The organism is Prochlorococcus sp. MIT 1341 (genome assembly GCF_034092415.1).
Classification (GTDB): domain Bacteria; phylum Cyanobacteriota; class Cyanobacteriia; order PCC-6307; family Cyanobiaceae; genus AG-363-P08.
The window spans coordinates 78,124-94,441 of the sequence record NZ_CP139304.1; the positions used below are offsets into that span (position 1 = coordinate 78,124).

15 protein-coding genes are annotated in these 16,318 nt (G+C 41.3%); 5 read left to right on the top strand and 10 right to left on the bottom strand.

What is annotated here, in order from left to right; genetic code table 11:
• The first annotated feature begins 30 nt into the window (after positions 1-30).
• Positions 31-1,491 (top strand): Asp-tRNA(Asn)/Glu-tRNA(Gln) amidotransferase subunit GatA, encoded by a 1,461-nt coding sequence (gatA, locus tag SOI84_RS00385; protein ID WP_320674439.1) that lies wholly within the window; start codon positions 31-33, stop codon positions 1,489-1,491.
• An 81-nt stretch (positions 1,492-1,572) separates the two neighbouring features.
• Positions 1,573-5,088, top strand: a complete 3,516-nt coding sequence (locus tag SOI84_RS00390) for a DNA polymerase III subunit alpha (RefSeq protein WP_320674440.1) — start codon at positions 1,573-1,575, stop codon at positions 5,086-5,088.
• 25 nt (positions 5,089-5,113) lie between these two features.
• Here the strand turns inward: SOI84_RS00390 and SOI84_RS00395 are convergent, their stop codons facing one another.
• From SOI84_RS00395 to SOI84_RS00415, 5 genes are all read right to left on the bottom strand, one after another.
• Positions 5,114-5,515 (bottom strand): PAM68 family protein, encoded by a 402-nt coding sequence (locus SOI84_RS00395; RefSeq protein WP_320674441.1) that lies wholly within the window; start codon positions 5,513-5,515, stop codon positions 5,114-5,116.
• 35 nt (positions 5,516-5,550) lie between these two features.
• Entirely contained in the window at positions 5,551-5,820 is a 270-nt protein-coding gene (gene rpsO, locus SOI84_RS00400) for a 30S ribosomal protein S15 (protein WP_320674443.1), read from the bottom strand.
• 60 nt (positions 5,821-5,880) lie between these two features.
• The gene (gene ruvA, locus SOI84_RS00405) at positions 5,881-6,546 is read right to left on the bottom strand and encodes a Holliday junction branch migration protein RuvA (protein WP_320674444.1); all 666 of its coding nucleotides are present in this window, start codon (positions 6,544-6,546) and stop codon (positions 5,881-5,883) included.
• Between the two features lie 127 nt (positions 6,547-6,673).
• On the bottom strand, positions 6,674-7,072 hold the full coding sequence (locus SOI84_RS00410; protein ID WP_320674445.1) for a glycine zipper 2TM domain-containing protein: 399 nt from the start codon (positions 7,070-7,072) through the stop codon (positions 6,674-6,676).
• A 188-nt stretch (positions 7,073-7,260) separates the two neighbouring features.
• Positions 7,261-8,151 carry a DMT family transporter gene (locus SOI84_RS00415; RefSeq protein ID WP_320674446.1) on the bottom strand — a complete coding sequence of 297 codons (891 nt, stop codon included), beginning with the start codon at positions 8,149-8,151 and terminating at the stop codon, positions 7,261-7,263.
• 117 nt (positions 8,152-8,268) lie between these two features.
• Here SOI84_RS00415 and dnaG point away from each other — a divergent pair, with 117 nt between their 5' ends.
• Positions 8,269-10,323: a DNA primase gene (gene dnaG / locus SOI84_RS00420; protein ID WP_320674447.1), complete on the top strand. Its 2,055-nt coding sequence runs from the start codon at positions 8,269-8,271 to the stop codon at positions 10,321-10,323.
• A gap of 573 nt (positions 10,324-10,896) precedes the next feature.
• Here the strand turns inward: dnaG and SOI84_RS00425 are convergent.
• The 5 genes from SOI84_RS00425 to SOI84_RS00445 form a co-directional block, all read right to left on the bottom strand.
• Complete coding sequence (locus tag SOI84_RS00425) at positions 10,897-12,156, bottom strand: Y-family DNA polymerase (protein WP_320675472.1); 1,260 nt, start codon at positions 12,154-12,156, stop codon at positions 10,897-10,899.
• A gap of 449 nt (positions 12,157-12,605) precedes the next feature.
• A complete protein-coding gene (locus tag SOI84_RS00430) occupies positions 12,606-13,097 on the bottom strand; it encodes a translesion error-prone DNA polymerase V autoproteolytic subunit (RefSeq protein WP_320674448.1) in 492 nt (163 codons plus the stop codon).
• Positions 13,098-13,134: 37 nt separating this feature from the next.
• The gene (locus SOI84_RS00435) at positions 13,135-13,569 is read right to left on the bottom strand and encodes a 23S rRNA (pseudouridine(1915)-N(3))-methyltransferase RlmH (protein WP_320675473.1); all 435 of its coding nucleotides are present in this window, start codon (positions 13,567-13,569) and stop codon (positions 13,135-13,137) included.
• A 31-nt stretch (positions 13,570-13,600) separates the two neighbouring features.
• Positions 13,601-14,023 (bottom strand): hypothetical protein, encoded by a 423-nt coding sequence (locus SOI84_RS00440; protein WP_320674449.1) that lies wholly within the window; start codon positions 14,021-14,023, stop codon positions 13,601-13,603.
• On the bottom strand, positions 14,020-14,280 hold the full coding sequence (locus tag SOI84_RS00445; RefSeq protein WP_320674450.1) for a hypothetical protein: 261 nt from the start codon (positions 14,278-14,280) through the stop codon (positions 14,020-14,022). Before SOI84_RS00445 ends, SOI84_RS00440 begins: the two co-directional genes overlap by 4 nt.
• 155 nt (positions 14,281-14,435) lie before the next feature.
• On the opposite strand from SOI84_RS00445, the gene rsmA reads away from it, so the two are divergent.
• Positions 14,436-15,275 carry a 16S rRNA (adenine(1518)-N(6)/adenine(1519)-N(6))-dimethyltransferase RsmA gene (gene rsmA / locus SOI84_RS00450; RefSeq protein WP_320674451.1) on the top strand — a complete coding sequence of 280 codons (840 nt, stop codon included), beginning with the start codon at positions 14,436-14,438 and terminating at the stop codon, positions 15,273-15,275.
• Positions 15,276-15,316: 41 nt separating this feature from the next.
• Positions 15,317-16,240, top strand: coding sequence for a 4-(cytidine 5'-diphospho)-2-C-methyl-D-erythritol kinase (ispE, locus tag SOI84_RS00455; RefSeq protein ID WP_320674452.1), 924 nt, complete (start codon positions 15,317-15,319; stop codon positions 16,238-16,240).
• Positions 16,241-16,318 lie beyond the last annotated feature (78 nt).

Genomic DNA, 16,318 nt, shown 5'->3' on the forward strand with positions numbered 1-16,318 from the left:
CGTCAACTTAAACATTGAAAATTTTGCCTGATGACAATATCTAAATGGAGAGCAGAGCTTAAGAGAGGTGAGGTTTCAGCAAGGGAGCTTGTAGGGAAATATATTGAGCGTATATCTCAGGTTGATTCCTCAGTTCATGCTTTTTTGGATGTAACTTCAGAAAGGGCTCTATTAGAAGCCGATCGAATTGATAAAAGGCTGGCCTCTGGCGAACCCCTACCTCCTTTGGCAGGACTTCCAGTTGCGATAAAAGACAATCTATGCACAAAAGGGGTTAGGACTACTTGCTCAAGTCGCATGCTCGATAATTTTGTCCCCCCTTACGAATCAACAGTTACAGAACGGTTGTGGGAGGCAGGTGCTGTTTTGCTTGGTAAGACAAACTTGGATGAGTTTGCAATGGGTAGCTCTACTGAAACCTCAGCTTTTGGAGCCACTTCAAACCCTTGGGATTCCTCAAGAGTTCCTGGCGGGAGTTCAGGGGGAAGCGCTGCGGCTGTTGCCTCTGGCGAATGCATTGCAGCTTTAGGCTCAGATACAGGCGGCTCTATTCGTCAGCCAGCTTCTTTTTGTGGTGTTGTAGGTCTTAAGCCAACTTATGGTCGCGTGAGTCGTTGGGGTTTGATTGCTTTTGCTAGTTCACTAGATCAAGTTGGTCCTTTCACAACTTGTGTTGCTGACGCCGCTGAAATTTTAAATGTCATAGCAGGAGCTGACCATAGGGATTCGACTTGTTTAAATGTTCCTGTTCCAGATTATTGTGCTGATCTACTTAAGCCTCTAAAAGGTCTTCGCGTAGGTTTGATAAGTGAGTGTTTTGACCAGGAGGGGCTCGCCTCGAGCGTTAAAAGCTCAGTATTAGCAGCTGCAAATCAATTGGAAGGTATTGGAGCTCAGTTGATTGATATAAGTTGCCCAAGATTTAATGATGGGATTGCAACCTATTACGTGATTGCCCCTTCAGAGGCATCCTCCAACCTCGCTAGATATGACGGAGTGAAATACGGGCATCGTTCTGAAGGAGGAGAAACTCTTGCGGAGATGATGGCCAAGAGTCGTGCAGAGGGCTTTGGCAGCGAGGTGCAGAGGAGAATTCTTATTGGAACTTATGCACTATCTGCTGGATACGTAGATGCTTACTACAAAAAAGCTCAACAGGTCAGGACATTGATCAGAAGGGATTTTGATAATGCTTTTAAAAAGGTAGATGTTTTATTAACGCCTACGGCTCCCACAACAGCTTTTCAATCTGGTGCTCACTCAAATAATCCTTTGGCGATGTATTTATCGGATTTGCTTACTATTCCTGCCAATCTTGCAGGTTTACCTGCAATAAGTTTGCCTTGTGGCTTTGATAAAGCTGGACTTCCAATAGGCCTTCAGCTCATATCAAATGTATTAGACGAATCTCGCCTTTTGCAGGTTGCCTACCAATATGAGCAAGCTGCGGAAGTGATGAAAAATTGTCCTTCAGGTGAGTTCATTCCTTGATCAGGTCAGAAATGGCAGGGATATAGTGTCTATATCTTTCAATGACACCATATATTGAGTATTGGCAATATTCTGTCTCGTATGAGTTTTGTTCCTTTACATAACCACAGCGATTACAGCCTTCTTGACGGAGCAAGTCAGCTCCCAAGGATGGTGGAACGTGCCAAGGAGTTGGATATGCCAGCTGTGGCATTAACTGATCATGGAGTGATGTATGGAGCTGTCGAGCTGTTGAAGTTGTGCAGTGCTGCAGGAATTAAGCCGATAATTGGGAATGAAATGTACGTTATAAACGGCTCTATTGATGATCCGCAGCCCAAAAAAGAACGACGTTATCATTTAGTTGTTTTAGCTAAGAATGAAATTGGTTATAGGAATTTGGTGAAGCTTACAACCCTTAGTCATTTAAAAGGAATGAGAGGAAGAGGCATATTTTCAAGGGCTTGTGTAGATAAAGAGTTACTGAAGACTTATAGAGAAGGATTGATTGTTGCAACTGCTTGCCTAGGAGGCGAGATACCCCAGGCTATTCTTCGCGGTAGGACGGATGTTGCTAGAGATATTGCATCTTGGTACAAGGACATTTTTGCAGATGATTTTTATCTAGAGATTCAAGATCATGGTTCGGTAGAAGATAGAATTGTAAATGTTGAGATTGTTCGTATAGCTCAAGAGCTAGGTATTGAATTGATTGCAACAAATGATGCTCATTATTTAACTAAACATGATGTTGAAGCTCATGATGCTCTTTTATGCGTCTTGACTGGAAAGTTGATAACGGATGAAAAAAGACTTCGTTATACGGGCACTGAGTACATTAAATCTGAAAAAGAGATGATGAATCTTTTTGCTGATCATATTGATCCTCAGATTGTGAGAAAGGCTGTCTTGAATACAGCTAAGATTGCCGAAAAGGTTGAAGAATATGACATTCTTGGTGGATATAAAATGCCTGATTTTCCTATCCCGAATGGTTATACAACTGAAACATATCTTCGAGAGGTTGCTGAGCAGGGATTAAGAGAAAGGCTAAGCACTTCATCTCACGGTTCTAATGAAGAAGTATATCTTGAACGACTCTCATATGAGCTGGAAATAATGGAGCAGATGGGATTTTCAACTTATTTTCTTGTCGTTTGGGATTACATTAGGTTTGCTAGAGAGAAGAATATTCCGGTTGGCCCTGGGAGAGGTTCAGCGGCGGGCTCTTTAGTGGCATATGCCTTGAAAATTACAAATATCGACCCTGTAATGCAAGGGTTACTATTTGAGAGATTCTTAAACCCAGAAAGGAAATCAATGCCAGATATTGATACAGACTTTTGCATCGAAAGAAGAGGAGAAGTGATTGAATATGTAACTTCAAAATATGGGGAGGATAAGGTTGCCCAAATTATTACTTTCAACAGGATGACTTCAAAGGCTGTTTTGAAAGATGTTGCGAGAGTTCTTGATATTCCATATGGGGATGCTGATCGACTTGCAAAATTGATTCCTGTTGTAAGAGGAAAACCTGCAAAACTATCAGAGATGATTGGTGCTAAATCACCTAATTCAGCTTTTAGGGAGAAGTACCAAAAGGATTCATTGGTAAAGAAGTGGGTAGATATGGCTATCAGAATAGAAGGCACAAATAAGACTTTTGGTGTCCATGCTGCTGGGGTTGTCATTGGCTCGGAACCCCTCGATAACTTAGTTCCTCTTCAGAGAAATAATGATGGACAAGTTATTACTCAATATTTCATGGAAGATGTCGAGTCAATGGGTCTATTAAAGATGGATTTTCTAGGCTTAAAGAACTTAACGATGATAGACAAAGCACTCGAACTGGTTGAAGCAAGCTCGGGTGAAAAGATTTCTCCAGAATCGATACCTCCTGAAGATAAAGATACTTTTGCGCTCTTGGCGAGAGGAGATCTTGAAGGTATCTTCCAACTTGAATCAACAGGTATGAGACAAATAGTTCGTGACTTGAAACCTTCTTCCTTAGAAGATATTTCCTCGATTTTGGCTCTCTATAGACCAGGACCTTTAGATGCTGGCCTGATACCAAAGTTTATTAACCGTAAGCATGGGAGGGAATCTATTGACTTCGCGCATTCGTTACTTGAACCAATACTTAAAGAGACATATGGAATTATGGTTTATCAAGAACAGATCATGAAGATCGCTCAAGATCTTGCAGGATATTCTTTGGGTGAAGCGGATTTATTAAGGAGAGCGATGGGGAAGAAAAAGGTCCAGGAAATGCAGAAACATCGCGACTTATTTGTAAATGGAGCAGCTAAAAAGGGAGTGGTCAAAAAGTTGGCTGACCAACTTTTTGACCAGATGGTTTTATTTGCTGAGTATTGCTTTAACAAGAGCCATTCAACTGCATATGGTGCAGTTACATATCAAACAGCATATCTTAAGGCCCATTATCCTGTGGCATATATGGCCGCTTTATTGACTGTAAATTCTGGGGCGTCAGATAAGGTTCAGAGATACATCTCTAATTGTAATTCAATGGGGATAGAAGTTGTTCCTCCAGATGTGAACTCTTCAGGTATAGATTTTACTCCTAAAGATACGCAGATTCTTTTTGGATTATCCGCAGTCCGCAATCTCGGTGATAGTGCAATTAGACATTTAATATCAAATCGCGAAAAGGAGGGTGCTTTTAGTTCGCTTGCAGATATTTGTGATCGTATTCCTTCAAATATATTAAACAGGAGAGGATTGGAATCTTTAATTCATTGTGGAGCTCTTGATGCTATTGATCCACAGGGAAATAGAGCTCAGCTCATGGCTGATTTGGATTTGATTATTGATTGGGCTTCTTCTAGAGCCCGTGACAGGATTAGTGGCCAAGGCAATTTATTTGATCTCATTGACTTAGGCAATGATGCTGAAAAATCACCGGAAAGATTCACTGCACCAAAGTCACCACCTGTTCCAGATTATTCACCCACTGAAAAACTTCGTAGAGAGAAAGAGCTGGTTGGCTTTTATTTATCTGACCACCCTTTAAAGCAGTTAAAACCACCGGCAAGGCTTCTTGCTCCTATTGGCATCGGAGCTTTGGGTGATCAGCGTGATAAAGCCAAAGTAAGTGCCGTAGCAATGATTTCGGAAATGCGTCAGGTGACCACCCGCAAGGGAGATCGTATGGCAATTCTTCAGCTTGAGGATCTGACCGGCAGTTGCGAAGCAGTTGTCTTCCCAAGAACTTATGAACGCCTTTCTGATCACTTACTTCTTGAGGCAAGGCTTCTTGTTTGGGCTTCAGTGGATCATAGGGATGATCGTGTTCAGTTGATAGTTGAAGATTGTCGTGCAATTGATGACCTTAGGCTTCTTTTAATTGAATTACCCCCAGATGAAGCGAGTGACCTTGGGGTTCAGCATCGATTAAGGGAGTGCCTATCTGATCATTTACCTGGAAAAGATGAATTTGGAGTAAGAGTGCCGGTAGTTGCGTCTGTAAAAGAAGGTTCTGATGTTAGATATGTCCGTTTAGGCGATCAGTTTTGTGTGAGAGATGCTCATGCTGCTTTGAATTCTTTGCAGAAAAAAAACTTTAGAGCTACCTGCAGCGAATCTTTGTTTGTTTAAAGTCTTAGAAAAAGACCTAGGAAGATTATTCTTTAGTTGTTTTGTTTGCTTGAAAGGATTCCCTCACCTTCGTAATGTTTGGGCGGATATTCTCAAGCCCTAAAAAGCTTCCGGGTGAGGTTTCCCAGCTGGAAGAGAATAGGCCAAAACTAAGACCCAATAGTCCAAGAAAAAAGAACGCTGCAGAAGAGAGTAGCGTTATTACTGGTGGTATATCAGTTATGCCTCTGCTCACGAGTAGATAACTAGCAATAAAAATGCCCATTCCTGTAATGGTAGGAACTCCGCTTGTAATAGCGACTCGTCTAGCCATTCTGTTTGCAACAGAAGTAGGAATACCACCTTGAGGTTTGGTATTTTTCTTTTTTAAGTTATTTACTCCAGAGATTTTTTTTGTTGAGGAGTTTTTCTGAAAAGGGTCAACCATTGTTAGAAAATACTTGGAATGGATCCTTAAAAAGATCAGCCTCTTATTCCTAGTTTTGCTATTAGGTCACTGAATTTGTTCTCACTTTTGCTGCGAATATAGTTAAGAAGACGTTTTCTGCGCCCAATCATTTTTAGTAAACCTTGACGAGAAGAATAGTCTTGTTGGTTTTTTTGGAGATGTTCGCTGAGCTTTGAAATTCGTTCACTCAGCATGGCAACTTGAATTTCCACGGAACCTGTGTCGGTTGGGTGAACCTGATGAGAGTTGATTAGCTTTTGCTTTTCGGCTGTATCGAGCGACATGCTTTTTGTTTAGTCCTTTCAATTCAAAAACATAATTTAACTCCTTGGGGACCCTTTTACTTAAGCTGCTTCACGTGTAAGCCATAGCAAGCTTGCTCGAAGCAGCTGATCAGGATCATCCAAGTCGCTTGATGAAACCTTTCCTTCTTTAGCTTCATGCTTGCTGTCAGAAGCTATTGCCTGAAAGGCTCTTCGTATTTCAAGGTCTTCGTAACCTAGAGAACTCAAAGAGCTATGAAGCTCCTCGAACCCTTGTGCTTTAGCAATTACAGGGTTGATCTTATTACGTAGTAATTCTTCTTTTGTGCTTTCCAAATGCGATAACTTTGTCTCTAATTCAATAGCAAGCCTTTCAGCTGTTCTTTTTCCTACGCCTTGTACTTGACAGAGCTTTTGAATGTCAGCCTCGACTAATGCTTCTATAAGATCTTCACCCTCAAATTTATCTAGAAGAACTAAGGCGAGTTGAGGTCCCACACCATTAACACTGATAAGGATTCTAAATAAGTCTCTTTCAATCCGCTTAGGGAAACCGTAGAGATATTCAGTCTCTTCTCGTTGGATGTGGTGTATCCATAAAACTACGTTTTGATGAGGCTCTATTTCGATCTGATGACGTAAGGAGGTATGGACTTCGTAGCCAACTCCTCCACAAGCTATTAAGACTCCTTGGCGGTTCCCTAGCCGCCAACTCTCAAGCTTCTGCCCTTGTAGCCAGGCAATCATGACTAATCTCTTATTTGGCTTATGTTGCCTTATTTTTTTGAATTGTTCTTGTTTTTGGAAGTTCTGAAATGCTTCAGATTGAAAAAGTCTTTTTTTGGCTTCAGCTCAATTTGTCATGAAGGGTTTTTTAACCTCCATCAACCTGACAGCCAATCATTGCGCCTGCAACACCACCCGCAGGAACAGCAAACCATTGGTCTTTCCCTCTTGAGCTCATCCCCGCCAGACCTGCCCCAAGTAGCCCGCCAATTATCGTCCCTTCAGAGCAGTCATTGGTGTCTAAATCAGCTGGATGGGCATGCCTGTGATTAGTGCTTCTATGAGAGTTTTTGGAGTTACAAGGAACTTCAATTGTCTCTGTCCATGACTTAACGTAACCAGGGGAAGCTTGTGTTCCTGGGACATATTCCTCTCGGTATTCATTGCGTGTGCAAGTTCTAGAGGCGGAGTAACCACGCTGATACTCATCTGCCAATGAAGGTGGGGAAATGTTTAGGGCAAGAAGTGCCAGGAGGATTAATTTCATGATTTTTAGCTCCTTCTAAAATTGAGTTGGATTTTGTGAAGGTGGTTCGTTATGGAATGGGAGGTTTTGCTCTTTCTTCATCCTGCTCAAAAACGGACCATTGGGCAAGTCAAGCTTGTTTAAACGATTAATGAAACTTTTTAATAGTTTTTTTGGGAACTTCCCGCGATTAAAAACGTCTAAAAGAGCTAATCCTTACCACTTAGACTAATTAATGTTCCAAGAAGTACAAAGACTGCACCTGTAGAGCTCCAAACATCTATTGATTCTTCAAATAGTAGGTAACCCCAAAAAGTTGCAAAAATTACCTGCACATAGTTTATAGAACTTGCCTTTGCAGCACTTAGAAGATGGAGTCCTCTTGTTATACCCATTTGCCCAAACTGTGTGAATATTCCTGTGCCTAATAACCATAGCCATTCAACTCCTGATGGCTCAATAAAGTTTCTCAGCATTAGGGGTAGGCAGACGACTATTGATAAAAAAGGAAAATAATAGATAATAACTAATTCATGTTCCGACTGAGAAAGCTTTCGCACACAGATGTAAGCAAATGCTGTGAGGATTGCCCCTGCAATAGCTATGAAGACTGGTATAGAGGGAAGCCCCTCACTGCTTTTTGTTATCCATGTTGGTCTTGCAACCATTGTTATTCCCATCCAACCGATAAGGACTGCAATGCCAATTCGCCGCTTTATTTTTTCTCCTAGAAAAAACCATGCCCCTATTGCTGTGAAGGTTGGATAGGTGTATTGAATAACTGTTGCTGCACTAAGCGGAAGTGTTGCAAGAGCATAGAAAACACAGAAAAGGGCTGCAGTCCCTAGTAAACCCCTTAAAAAGAGTAAGTTTTTTTGTTTTCCCCATGGAGAAACTCCTTGTCTTTTCAGCAAAAATAGGGTTATAGAAATACTTATTAAGGATCTTGCAAAGAGGATCTCTGCTATTGGTATTCGACCGCCTAAATGCTTGACGCATACGGTCATCAAGCTGAAGGCCAGAGCGCTACTTATGAGGGCACTGCTCCCATTTGAATTTGTCGAGTTAAGTCCTTTAAGAGCAGGCCAGAATTGAGGCATGTTTTGGAGGTTTGATTTGGCCTCTTAGAGCATCAGTATGGAGTGATCAATCTATGAGTGCATTAATTCCTACTTAGAGAACTAGACCAAACAGCTAACAATAAGCAGAATGTATCGATGCCCTCCCCTCGACTTCATCCTCGTACTATTGAGGCCGTTAAGGAACGGTCAGACATAGTCGATGTCGTTGGAGAGCATGTTGTTTTAAAGAAGAAAGGGCGGGAATTTATAGGAATTTGCCCATTTCATGACGACAGCAAGCCTTCAATGACTGTCTCCCCTGCTAAGCAGTTTTATTACTGCTTCTCATGTGGTGCAGGCGGAAACTCCATTAAGTTTTTAATGGAGTTTCAGAAACTTAGTTTTAGCGAGGTTGTTCTTGAGCTTGCTCGGAAGTATCAGTTGCCAGTAGAGACAGCAGATGGTCCATCCCAAGAGCGTTTCCGACAGCAACTTTCTAGGCGAGAAAAACTTCATCGAGCACTTTCTCTTGCAGAGGTTTGGTTTAGAAGTCAGTTAAGAACTTCTAAAGGTGCAGAGGCCCTTCGGTATCTCATTAATACTCGCGGGCTTTCTGAGTCGAGTCTTGATGTTTTTGGTCTTGGTTACGCCCCTGAAGATTGGGATGGACTTTTAAGGCATTTGGAGAATGTTGAAAGACTTCCTGCTGAATTGCTTGAGGCAGCAGGTCTTGTTGTTTCAAGGAAAGGAGGAGATGGATTTTATGATCGTTTTCGTGGTCGGATTATGGTTCCTATTCATGATCGCCAGGGTAGGGTTATAGGATTTGGTGGGCGCAGTCTTGATGGGTCAGAGCCTAAATATTTAAATTCTCCTGAAACAGAACTTTTCGAGAAGGGTAAACATTTATTTGGTCTAAATAGAGCAGCTAATTCAATTAGAAAAGAGGATAGAGCCATTGTTGTGGAGGGCTATTTTGACGTTATCTCTTTATATTCTGCAGGTCTAACTAATTCAGTAGCTTCGCTTGGGACGGCTCTAAGTAATCAGCAGATAACAAATTTATGTCGCTGTACAGAGAATAAACGCATAGTTCTAAACTTCGATTCCGATGGAGCCGGTATTCGTGCAGCCAATAGGGCTATTGGGGAGGTTGAACAATTAGCCCTGCAAGGCCAATTGGAGTTAAGAGTTTTGCATTTACCTTTAGGTAAGGACCCTGATGAGTTTTTGCAGGTTAATTCCCCTGGTGAATACAGGGCATTGCTTGACCAAGCTCCCCTTTGGCTCGATTGGCAGATTGAACAAGCTTTTCAAGGAAATGATTTAACAAACGCTGATGAGTTTCAAAAAGTTGTTGGTGCTCTTGTTGAGCTCTTAGGAAAGCTTCCTCAGACAGCTGTTCGAACTCATTATTTGCAAAAGGTTGCTGAGCGTTTAAGTGGCGGGCAAGGACGCATGGCCTTGCAGCTTGAGGAGGATCTTCGACAACAGGTAAAAGGTCAGCGTTGGCACGGTAGGTCGAGTCGCTTTGAGCAACCAGGTGAGGCGTCTCAACGTGAACGCAGCGAAGTTGAGATTCTTGGTTTGTATCTTCATTGTCCAGCTCATCGCGTTGCTATTAGAAGAGAGTTGAGGAAAAGAGAGCTTGAAGATTTTGCTTTGCAGCACCATCGTTTGTTATGGGCTGCTATTACAGAGCTGGAGGAAACAAATCTTGGCTTTGATCACCTTGAAGAAATTATTCGTGGTAATGCATCGGGAGAAGAGCTTGGGAAGCTTGATTTGCCAAGCTTGCTTTCTGATCAATTATTGCTAGAGAACAGCTCCCTTTTAACTCGTTTAACACCTTTGCTTAAGCCTAGTGAAGTTCAAAAGGCATTCTTTGCAAAACCTTTGCACCAATTAAGAGGTTCTGCTGCAGTCTTAGAGCGTCAGAAGAGTCTCAAGCGATGCCGGCATCTTCTTGAGGCTTGGTCTGGACAACGATTAGCAACACTTGAAAGATGCATAGCAAATTTAATAGAACAAGAGCGTCTTCATCCTTCTGAATCTGTTGATATGGAAAATTGTATAGAGAATATGTTTCAAGAGTTGAATTCAGACGCGATACATTTTCAGAACCTTTATTACAGTGAACGAAAGCATATCATTCATTTAGATCAGCAACGTTGTTCTGGGTTGGCTAATGACGAGATAGTTTCTGCATAGTTTTACTTTTTTTAGGTCATTTTTTATTCAGAATTTCTGACAATAAACTGTTAACTGTCTTATCTCAATCTTTTTATGAGTCCTAAATTAATTAACCTGCTTGCATATACATCAGTTGATGATCTTTAGACTCGATTTAGGCAGAGGAGTTAATTTGAGAAGACTAAGACTGCGAGCATTTAACTGCTAGACCTTCACCTTATCCATTTTGAATTGTTAGTTATATCTGTTTTGCTTTGCGAAATCTGTGGTGTGGTCATTATAAATTTAGAGGTTCTACTTGGCTAGACTGGAATTTCCATTCCCTCTTACAAAACTGTTTTTTGCAAGTTATTTTGACCCGACTTTGTGGCTCTTTAAGTCATCTTTAGAGAGTCTGATATATCCTTTTTATTGAGATTTACAGCCTTCCAGAATGACTTATTAGGCTATGCGCTCTCTCTGCTTCATTTTCTGGATATTGCGTTGTTTTAATGGTGTCCACTTGTCGGAAAAATGACGTCTTAAATTGATTCAGACTATTGGAATTTTTCTTGGTTTTTTTGTCTTTGATGTTGCGACCTCCTTGCTTTTTTATGCGTGGGCTAATGGAATCTCTTTAAAGCGGCTGGTTGATATTGGACTAAGTCGAGCTCGACGCATCTCCCAGGTTTGTTCTAGGCCGCAGGCGCCCCATGTGACCGTATTTTGGCCATATCGACGATTGAGTTGGTCAATCGTCGATATGAGTTTTTCATTTGTTTCGGGAGGCGTAAATAATTCTTGCTGGAGAAAGCGTGTCGTTTGGAGATTTTGCAATAGCACACCTGCTTTGATGGTTGATTTGGACGGATCGAAAATTTGTTCTGTCAATGGCAAGGCTGCTTGAAGGAGGCGCGAAGTGTCATTGCTTGGAGGGGTTAGTCGTGTTGTTGCAGTTTTTTGGCAAGGGGACTGGCTAGGGCTCTTTGTTATTGCAAACACTGTCAGTGAGGCAGTTACTTGTGATTGGCGGCGTAGTTTTTCTGCTCCACGAACTACGTAATTCGCGATTGCCTGTCGTAATTCATTTGATTGGCAAATTGGTCTTCCAAAGCTTCTGCTGACGCAGGTTTCCTTTTTCGGTTTGGTTTTTTCGGCTAAGGGGATACATTTGTAACCCAGTAGTTCTCGTTGTATGCGGATGCCTTTTATGCCGTATTTCGCAAGTAGCTTTCCGGTTGGCATATCACGAAGTTGTCTTGCTGTATTGATGTTGTTTAGACGACACCACTGAGAAAGTTTGTTCCCAATCCCCCATACGTCTTCAATGGCGATTCTTTCTAACCATTTATCTTTATCTTCTTCTATAGCGAGGTCAAATATTCCGCAAAGTGATGGCATCACTTTTGCGGTTCTATTGGCAAGTTTTGCTTGGCCTTTGGTTTCTCCAATGCCGATTGCTATAGGAAGGCCCAGGTTTTGGTAAACCTGGGCTCGTAATTGGCGAGCCCAAGGACGTAAATTTCCGTCGTATGGGCGATTGACAAGAGCAAAGGCTTCGTCAATGGAGTAGATCTCTAATTTTTCAGTACATGTTTTCAGTATGCTCATGAGTCTTTGGCTCATGTCTGCGTATAGAGCGTAGTTAGAGCTGCGGACTATGACTCCCAGCGTCTTTAACTTTTTGCGGACTTTAAAATAAGGAACCCCCATTGCTATTTCCAGTTTTCGCGCCTCTGCGTTACGTGCAATGATGCAGCCATCATTATTTGAGAGGATTATTAAAGGATGACCTGCTAAGGACGGGTCAAGGCTTTGTTCGCATGAAGCATAGAAATTGTTGCCATCTATTAAGGCAGTAGCTTGGCGAATCACAAGAGAGATGACCAATTCCCGCTATAGTATATCTGTACTATCTACGATTTCAGTTTCGTCGTTATTTTGTGACTCTTTGCGGGCGGTGCTCTTATTTTTGTGCTCGTAAGTTCCGTCAGTGCTGAAAATGATTTCTCGAATTTAATAGGTGCTGTGAAAGTCTTTTGCTTGATGAAGATTGGAAATATTTTTTGAAGTTCTTTTGCGTGGTTCGTTCCTGTAGTGATAATTACTTCTGTTATTTTTTATTGAAGAAATATATGTAAGCTGGCAATCTAAGCATTGCAAAATGGAGGTGGAATGGCTGAATGAAAAACAATGGAATCTGATTTCGATTCTTCTATAGGAAAGAAAATTATATTATTAATTTAACTAGATTCTTGATCAACTATCTTTCTTGCTTATGCCTTTAAAGAAATTGCTGATTTAAAGGCCCTCCGTGTTAGTTATTCGCTAGCGACTTGTTCTTGATGGAATAGAGTTGTTAAGCGATGAATAGAGTAAGTCACCACTCCCCAGATAAAAATATCTTTCTCATTATTTAGTCCAGGCAGTTCTTGCTTGTCTTCATTTATTTCTAGAAATAGATTCTTTTTGAAACGTGTCAACCGCTTAATAGTAAAAACTCCATTCATAATTGTGATAACAATATCGCCTGGTTTGGCATTTATGCTGCGATCGACTATTAGGAGGTCTTCGTTATATATTCCGGCTTTGTTCATTGATTCTCCACTGACGCGGAGAAAGAAAGTGCTTGTAGGGCGAGGGATTAATTCTTTGTTTAGATCTATTCCGGTTTCAGCGTAGTCATCGGCTGGTGAAGGGAATCCTGTAGTTGTATTTCCGTCCTCCTTATTTATGTGCGGAATGGGTTGACGGCCTTTGTGGGCGATCCCGACCCCGGAGATTTCCATCGTACTGCGGCATAGTACAAACATACTAGCCCATAGATCTTGGCTTGTCTTTTTGGTGTAACTACTCCCGATGGTAGGGGCCTCCTCTTAGGATGGTTTGAGCACGATAAATTTGCTCAAGAAGTATTAATTGAGCAATTTCATGGGGAAAAGTCATAGGAGAAAGGCTGAGATTTAGGCTCGCCGACTCTTTTAATTTGACAGTGAGGCCATCGGCTCCTCCAATGGCAAATGCAAGTCGCGATGGACCAAGGTCCTTTATTTTTTCTGCAAATTCTTTGGACGTTAGGGGAATGGCCTCTTCTGTAAGGGCTATTAGTGTTTCATTTGTGTTTAATGCTGAAAGAATGTTTTGTTCTTCTCGTTTAGGGGTGCCATCACGAAGTTGAGTAATTGTTATGCCTGGGAGACGTTTGAGATATAGGTCTATACCGTCTCGAATCCATTTTTTCCGTGTTTTCCCAACAGTAAGTATTCGAATGCGGGATAAATTAATCAAAGCTTTCCTTTGGTGGCGTTTAATTTGCTTAGTCTTCTTCTAGTAATAACTGTTTAAAATTTACATAAAGTTTTTCCTCGTCTTTCTTTTGCTGGCTATTGATATTTGATTTGCTTAGGGAGTTCTTATTGCTAATAAAGTTTATACGCCTAACTTTTTGACTGTTATCAGAAGTGATTTTCTGAAGGTGTTTATTGTCTTGATTGTGGTTAGAATAATCAGATTCAACTTCTTTTAATCGATTAATAAGGTGAGAAGGAATTGATCCATCTGGACTTATTTTTATTAACTCTTTAAATAATTTCTCTGGGTTCTTTTCGGTTTCGACAGGATGTTTATATTGATTCTTTTTGTTTGTTGATTTCTTGACTTCATCCGGCTTTGGGAGGGGTTTGGGCAATTGCCGACCTAGTTCACGAAGTTTTTGAAGGCTATGGGAATCAAGGCTCATCTGATTAACAAGTTGTATTTTTTAGGGATTTGAGGAGAAGGGCTTCTTTTGGGGTCAAGTTCTACTTCATCCCTTAGGGCCTGGCGACGCTGCTCAAAGGGAAGATCCTCAAAAAAATCATCATCGAGCACACTAGGCAACTCGATATTAATGCTATTGACTTCTTCTTGGGAGAAGACCGTTTCAGCAAAACATGGCTGTAATGGAAGGATGAGAAGAATACTTGCAGAGACGATGGCTATAAAGTACTTAATCATCAAGGTGTTTAGGGATTGGGTTAACCCTAGGACTCTTTGATGTGGGAATTGATTATTTGCTTATAAAGAATAGTGGATGGTTTTTATACTTAAGGTGAGATGGGTTTAGTTGAGCGCATCTGTTTGTTTTGGCTAAGTTGGAGCAGGGCTAGGAAATGACTTTTCAAAGGCATACTGCTCGAAAAAGATTTGGGCAGCATTGGCTACGAGACCCTCAGGTTTTAGGAAATATTCTTTTAGCTGCGGATTTAAGATCTGTTGACAGGGTTCTAGAGATTGGTCCTGGGAAAGGGGCCCTTACGGAAAAATTGCTTGATTCTTCAGCCTCGTCAGTTCATGCTGTTGAAATAGATAGAGACTTAGTTGATTTCTTGAGACGACGCTTTGTGAATCAATCAAGGTTTACCTTGGTTCAAGGTGATGTTCTAAAGGTGCCATTAACCTTCCCTGATGGGGCACTAGCAACAAAGGTAGTAGCAAATATTCCTTACAACATTACTGGTCCACTTTTGGAGAAGTTGTTGGGTAGTTTGAGTAGCCCAGTGGCAAAACCATATGAGTTATTGATATTGCTCTTGCAGAAAGAGGTGGCTAACAGGATAACTGCGAATCCAGGAGACAAGAGTTTTAGCTCCTTAAGTGTCAGGCTTCAGTTGATGGCTTATTGCAGGAAGGTTTGTAGTGTTCCTCCTCGATGTTTTGTCCCACCACCAAAGGTTCATTCAGAGGTTATTGCAATTGAACCATTTAATTCAGAAAAATATTTGGAACCAGGGTTGGCACGCAGAATAGAGATTTTGCTAAGGAAGGCGTTTTTGTCTAGGAGGAAGATGTTGAGGAATACGCTTAAAGATATTTGTCCATTGGAAGAACTTGAGTTGATTGCGCAAGATGTGGGCGTCGATCTTCAGCAACGCCCTCAAGAAATTCCTCCTTTGAAGTGGTTGGAGTTTGCAAAAGCGTTGAATTCTCTAGAAAGCTTTCATATGGAGTGATATTGATGCAAAAATAAGGTTGGTGATTTGTTTTTAGTCCATTGCTTGTTTCAGCGCCAGCAAAAATCAATCTCCATTTAGAAGTATTGGGTTTTAGAACTGATGGTTTTCATGAATTAGCAATGGTTATGCAGTCGATAGACCTCGTAGATCAATTGGAGATTAAGGAAAATAGAAATGGATTAATAACTCTTCAATGTGATGTACCTGAGCTCAGTACATCAAATGACAACTTGATTATTCGGTCAGGATATTTATTACGCGATAAGACTGGGTTAACTGAACTTGGTGCGGAGATTCATTTGAAGAAGGCTATACCCATTGGCGCAGGTCTTGCAGGAGGATCTACCGATGCGGCAGCGGCTTTGATTGGCTTAAATCAATTTTGGGGTACAGGTCTATCTCTTGACCAATTAGAAGTATTGGCATCAGAGCTTGGTTCTGATGTTCCATTTTGTTTAGCTGGTGGAACTCAACTTTGTTTTGGGCGTGGAGAGGTTTTAGAGCCTCAGCTAGTAGAAGAGATGTCTTTGGCCATTCTTTTAGTTAAAGATCCTTCTGTGAGTGTTTCGACGCCATGGGCATATGGCAAATTTAGGGAAACTGAATTCAAGAGATATTTAACTAATGAATTAGATTTTGAGTCTCGTAGAAAAAGTTTAAGAAGAGCTGATTGGCTTAACCCTTTGGGAGGGAAGATAGCTCCTCCTTTGCATAATGATCTCAATAAGGTAGTTGAAGAGAATACGCCTTCTGTTAAAGAGGCTCTTAGTTTACTTAGAGAAATACCTCAAAATCTAGGTGCTGCGATGAGCGGATCTGGTCCAAGTTGCTTTGCTCTTTTTTCAGATTTAACTAAAGCTCAAGCCGGCTATTCTCAGTATCGGGACCGTCTTGAAAAAGCAGGTTTTCAGAGTTGGTGTTGTGCATTAAGCCAACAAGGAGTAAAAATTGAAAGACATTAAAAACTTGTTTTGAACAAAGATATTCAGGATTCTTCTAGCTCTCTGGGGAACCAGCCAAATCCTCAAGCATCTAAAGGC

Excerpts from the sequence above, each read along its gene's own strand:
- SOI84_RS00390 (WP_320674440.1), top strand. The coding sequence starts at position 1,573 with ATGAGTTTTGTTCCTTTACATAACCACAGCGATTACAGCCTTCTTGAC.
- gatA (WP_320674439.1), top strand. The coding sequence starts at position 31 with ATGACAATATCTAAATGGAGAGCAGAGCTTAAGAGAGGTGAGGTTTCA.
- ruvA (WP_320674444.1), bottom strand. The coding sequence starts at position 6,546 with ATGATTGCCTGGCTACAAGGGCAGAAGCTTGAGAGTTGGCGGCTAGGG.
- SOI84_RS00430 (WP_320674448.1), bottom strand. The coding sequence starts at position 13,097 with ATGTTTGTACTATGCCGCAGTACGATGGAAATCTCCGGGGTCGGGATC.
- rpsO (WP_320674443.1), bottom strand. The coding sequence starts at position 5,820 with ATGTCGCTCGATACAGCCGAAAAGCAAAAGCTAATCAACTCTCATCAG.
- rsmA (WP_320674451.1), top strand. The coding sequence starts at position 14,436 with ATGACTTTTCAAAGGCATACTGCTCGAAAAAGATTTGGGCAGCATTGG.
- dnaG (WP_320674447.1), top strand. The coding sequence starts at position 8,269 with ATGCCCTCCCCTCGACTTCATCCTCGTACTATTGAGGCCGTTAAGGAA.
- SOI84_RS00445 (WP_320674450.1), bottom strand. The coding sequence starts at position 14,280 with ATGATTAAGTACTTTATAGCCATCGTCTCTGCAAGTATTCTTCTCATC.
- SOI84_RS00440 (WP_320674449.1), bottom strand. The coding sequence starts at position 14,023 with ATGAGCCTTGATTCCCATAGCCTTCAAAAACTTCGTGAACTAGGTCGG.
- SOI84_RS00410 (WP_320674445.1), bottom strand. The coding sequence starts at position 7,072 with ATGAAATTAATCCTCCTGGCACTTCTTGCCCTAAACATTTCCCCACCT.
- SOI84_RS00395 (WP_320674441.1), bottom strand. The coding sequence starts at position 5,515 with ATGGTTGACCCTTTTCAGAAAAACTCCTCAACAAAAAAAATCTCTGGA.
- SOI84_RS00415 (WP_320674446.1), bottom strand. The coding sequence starts at position 8,151 with ATGCCTCAATTCTGGCCTGCTCTTAAAGGACTTAACTCGACAAATTCA.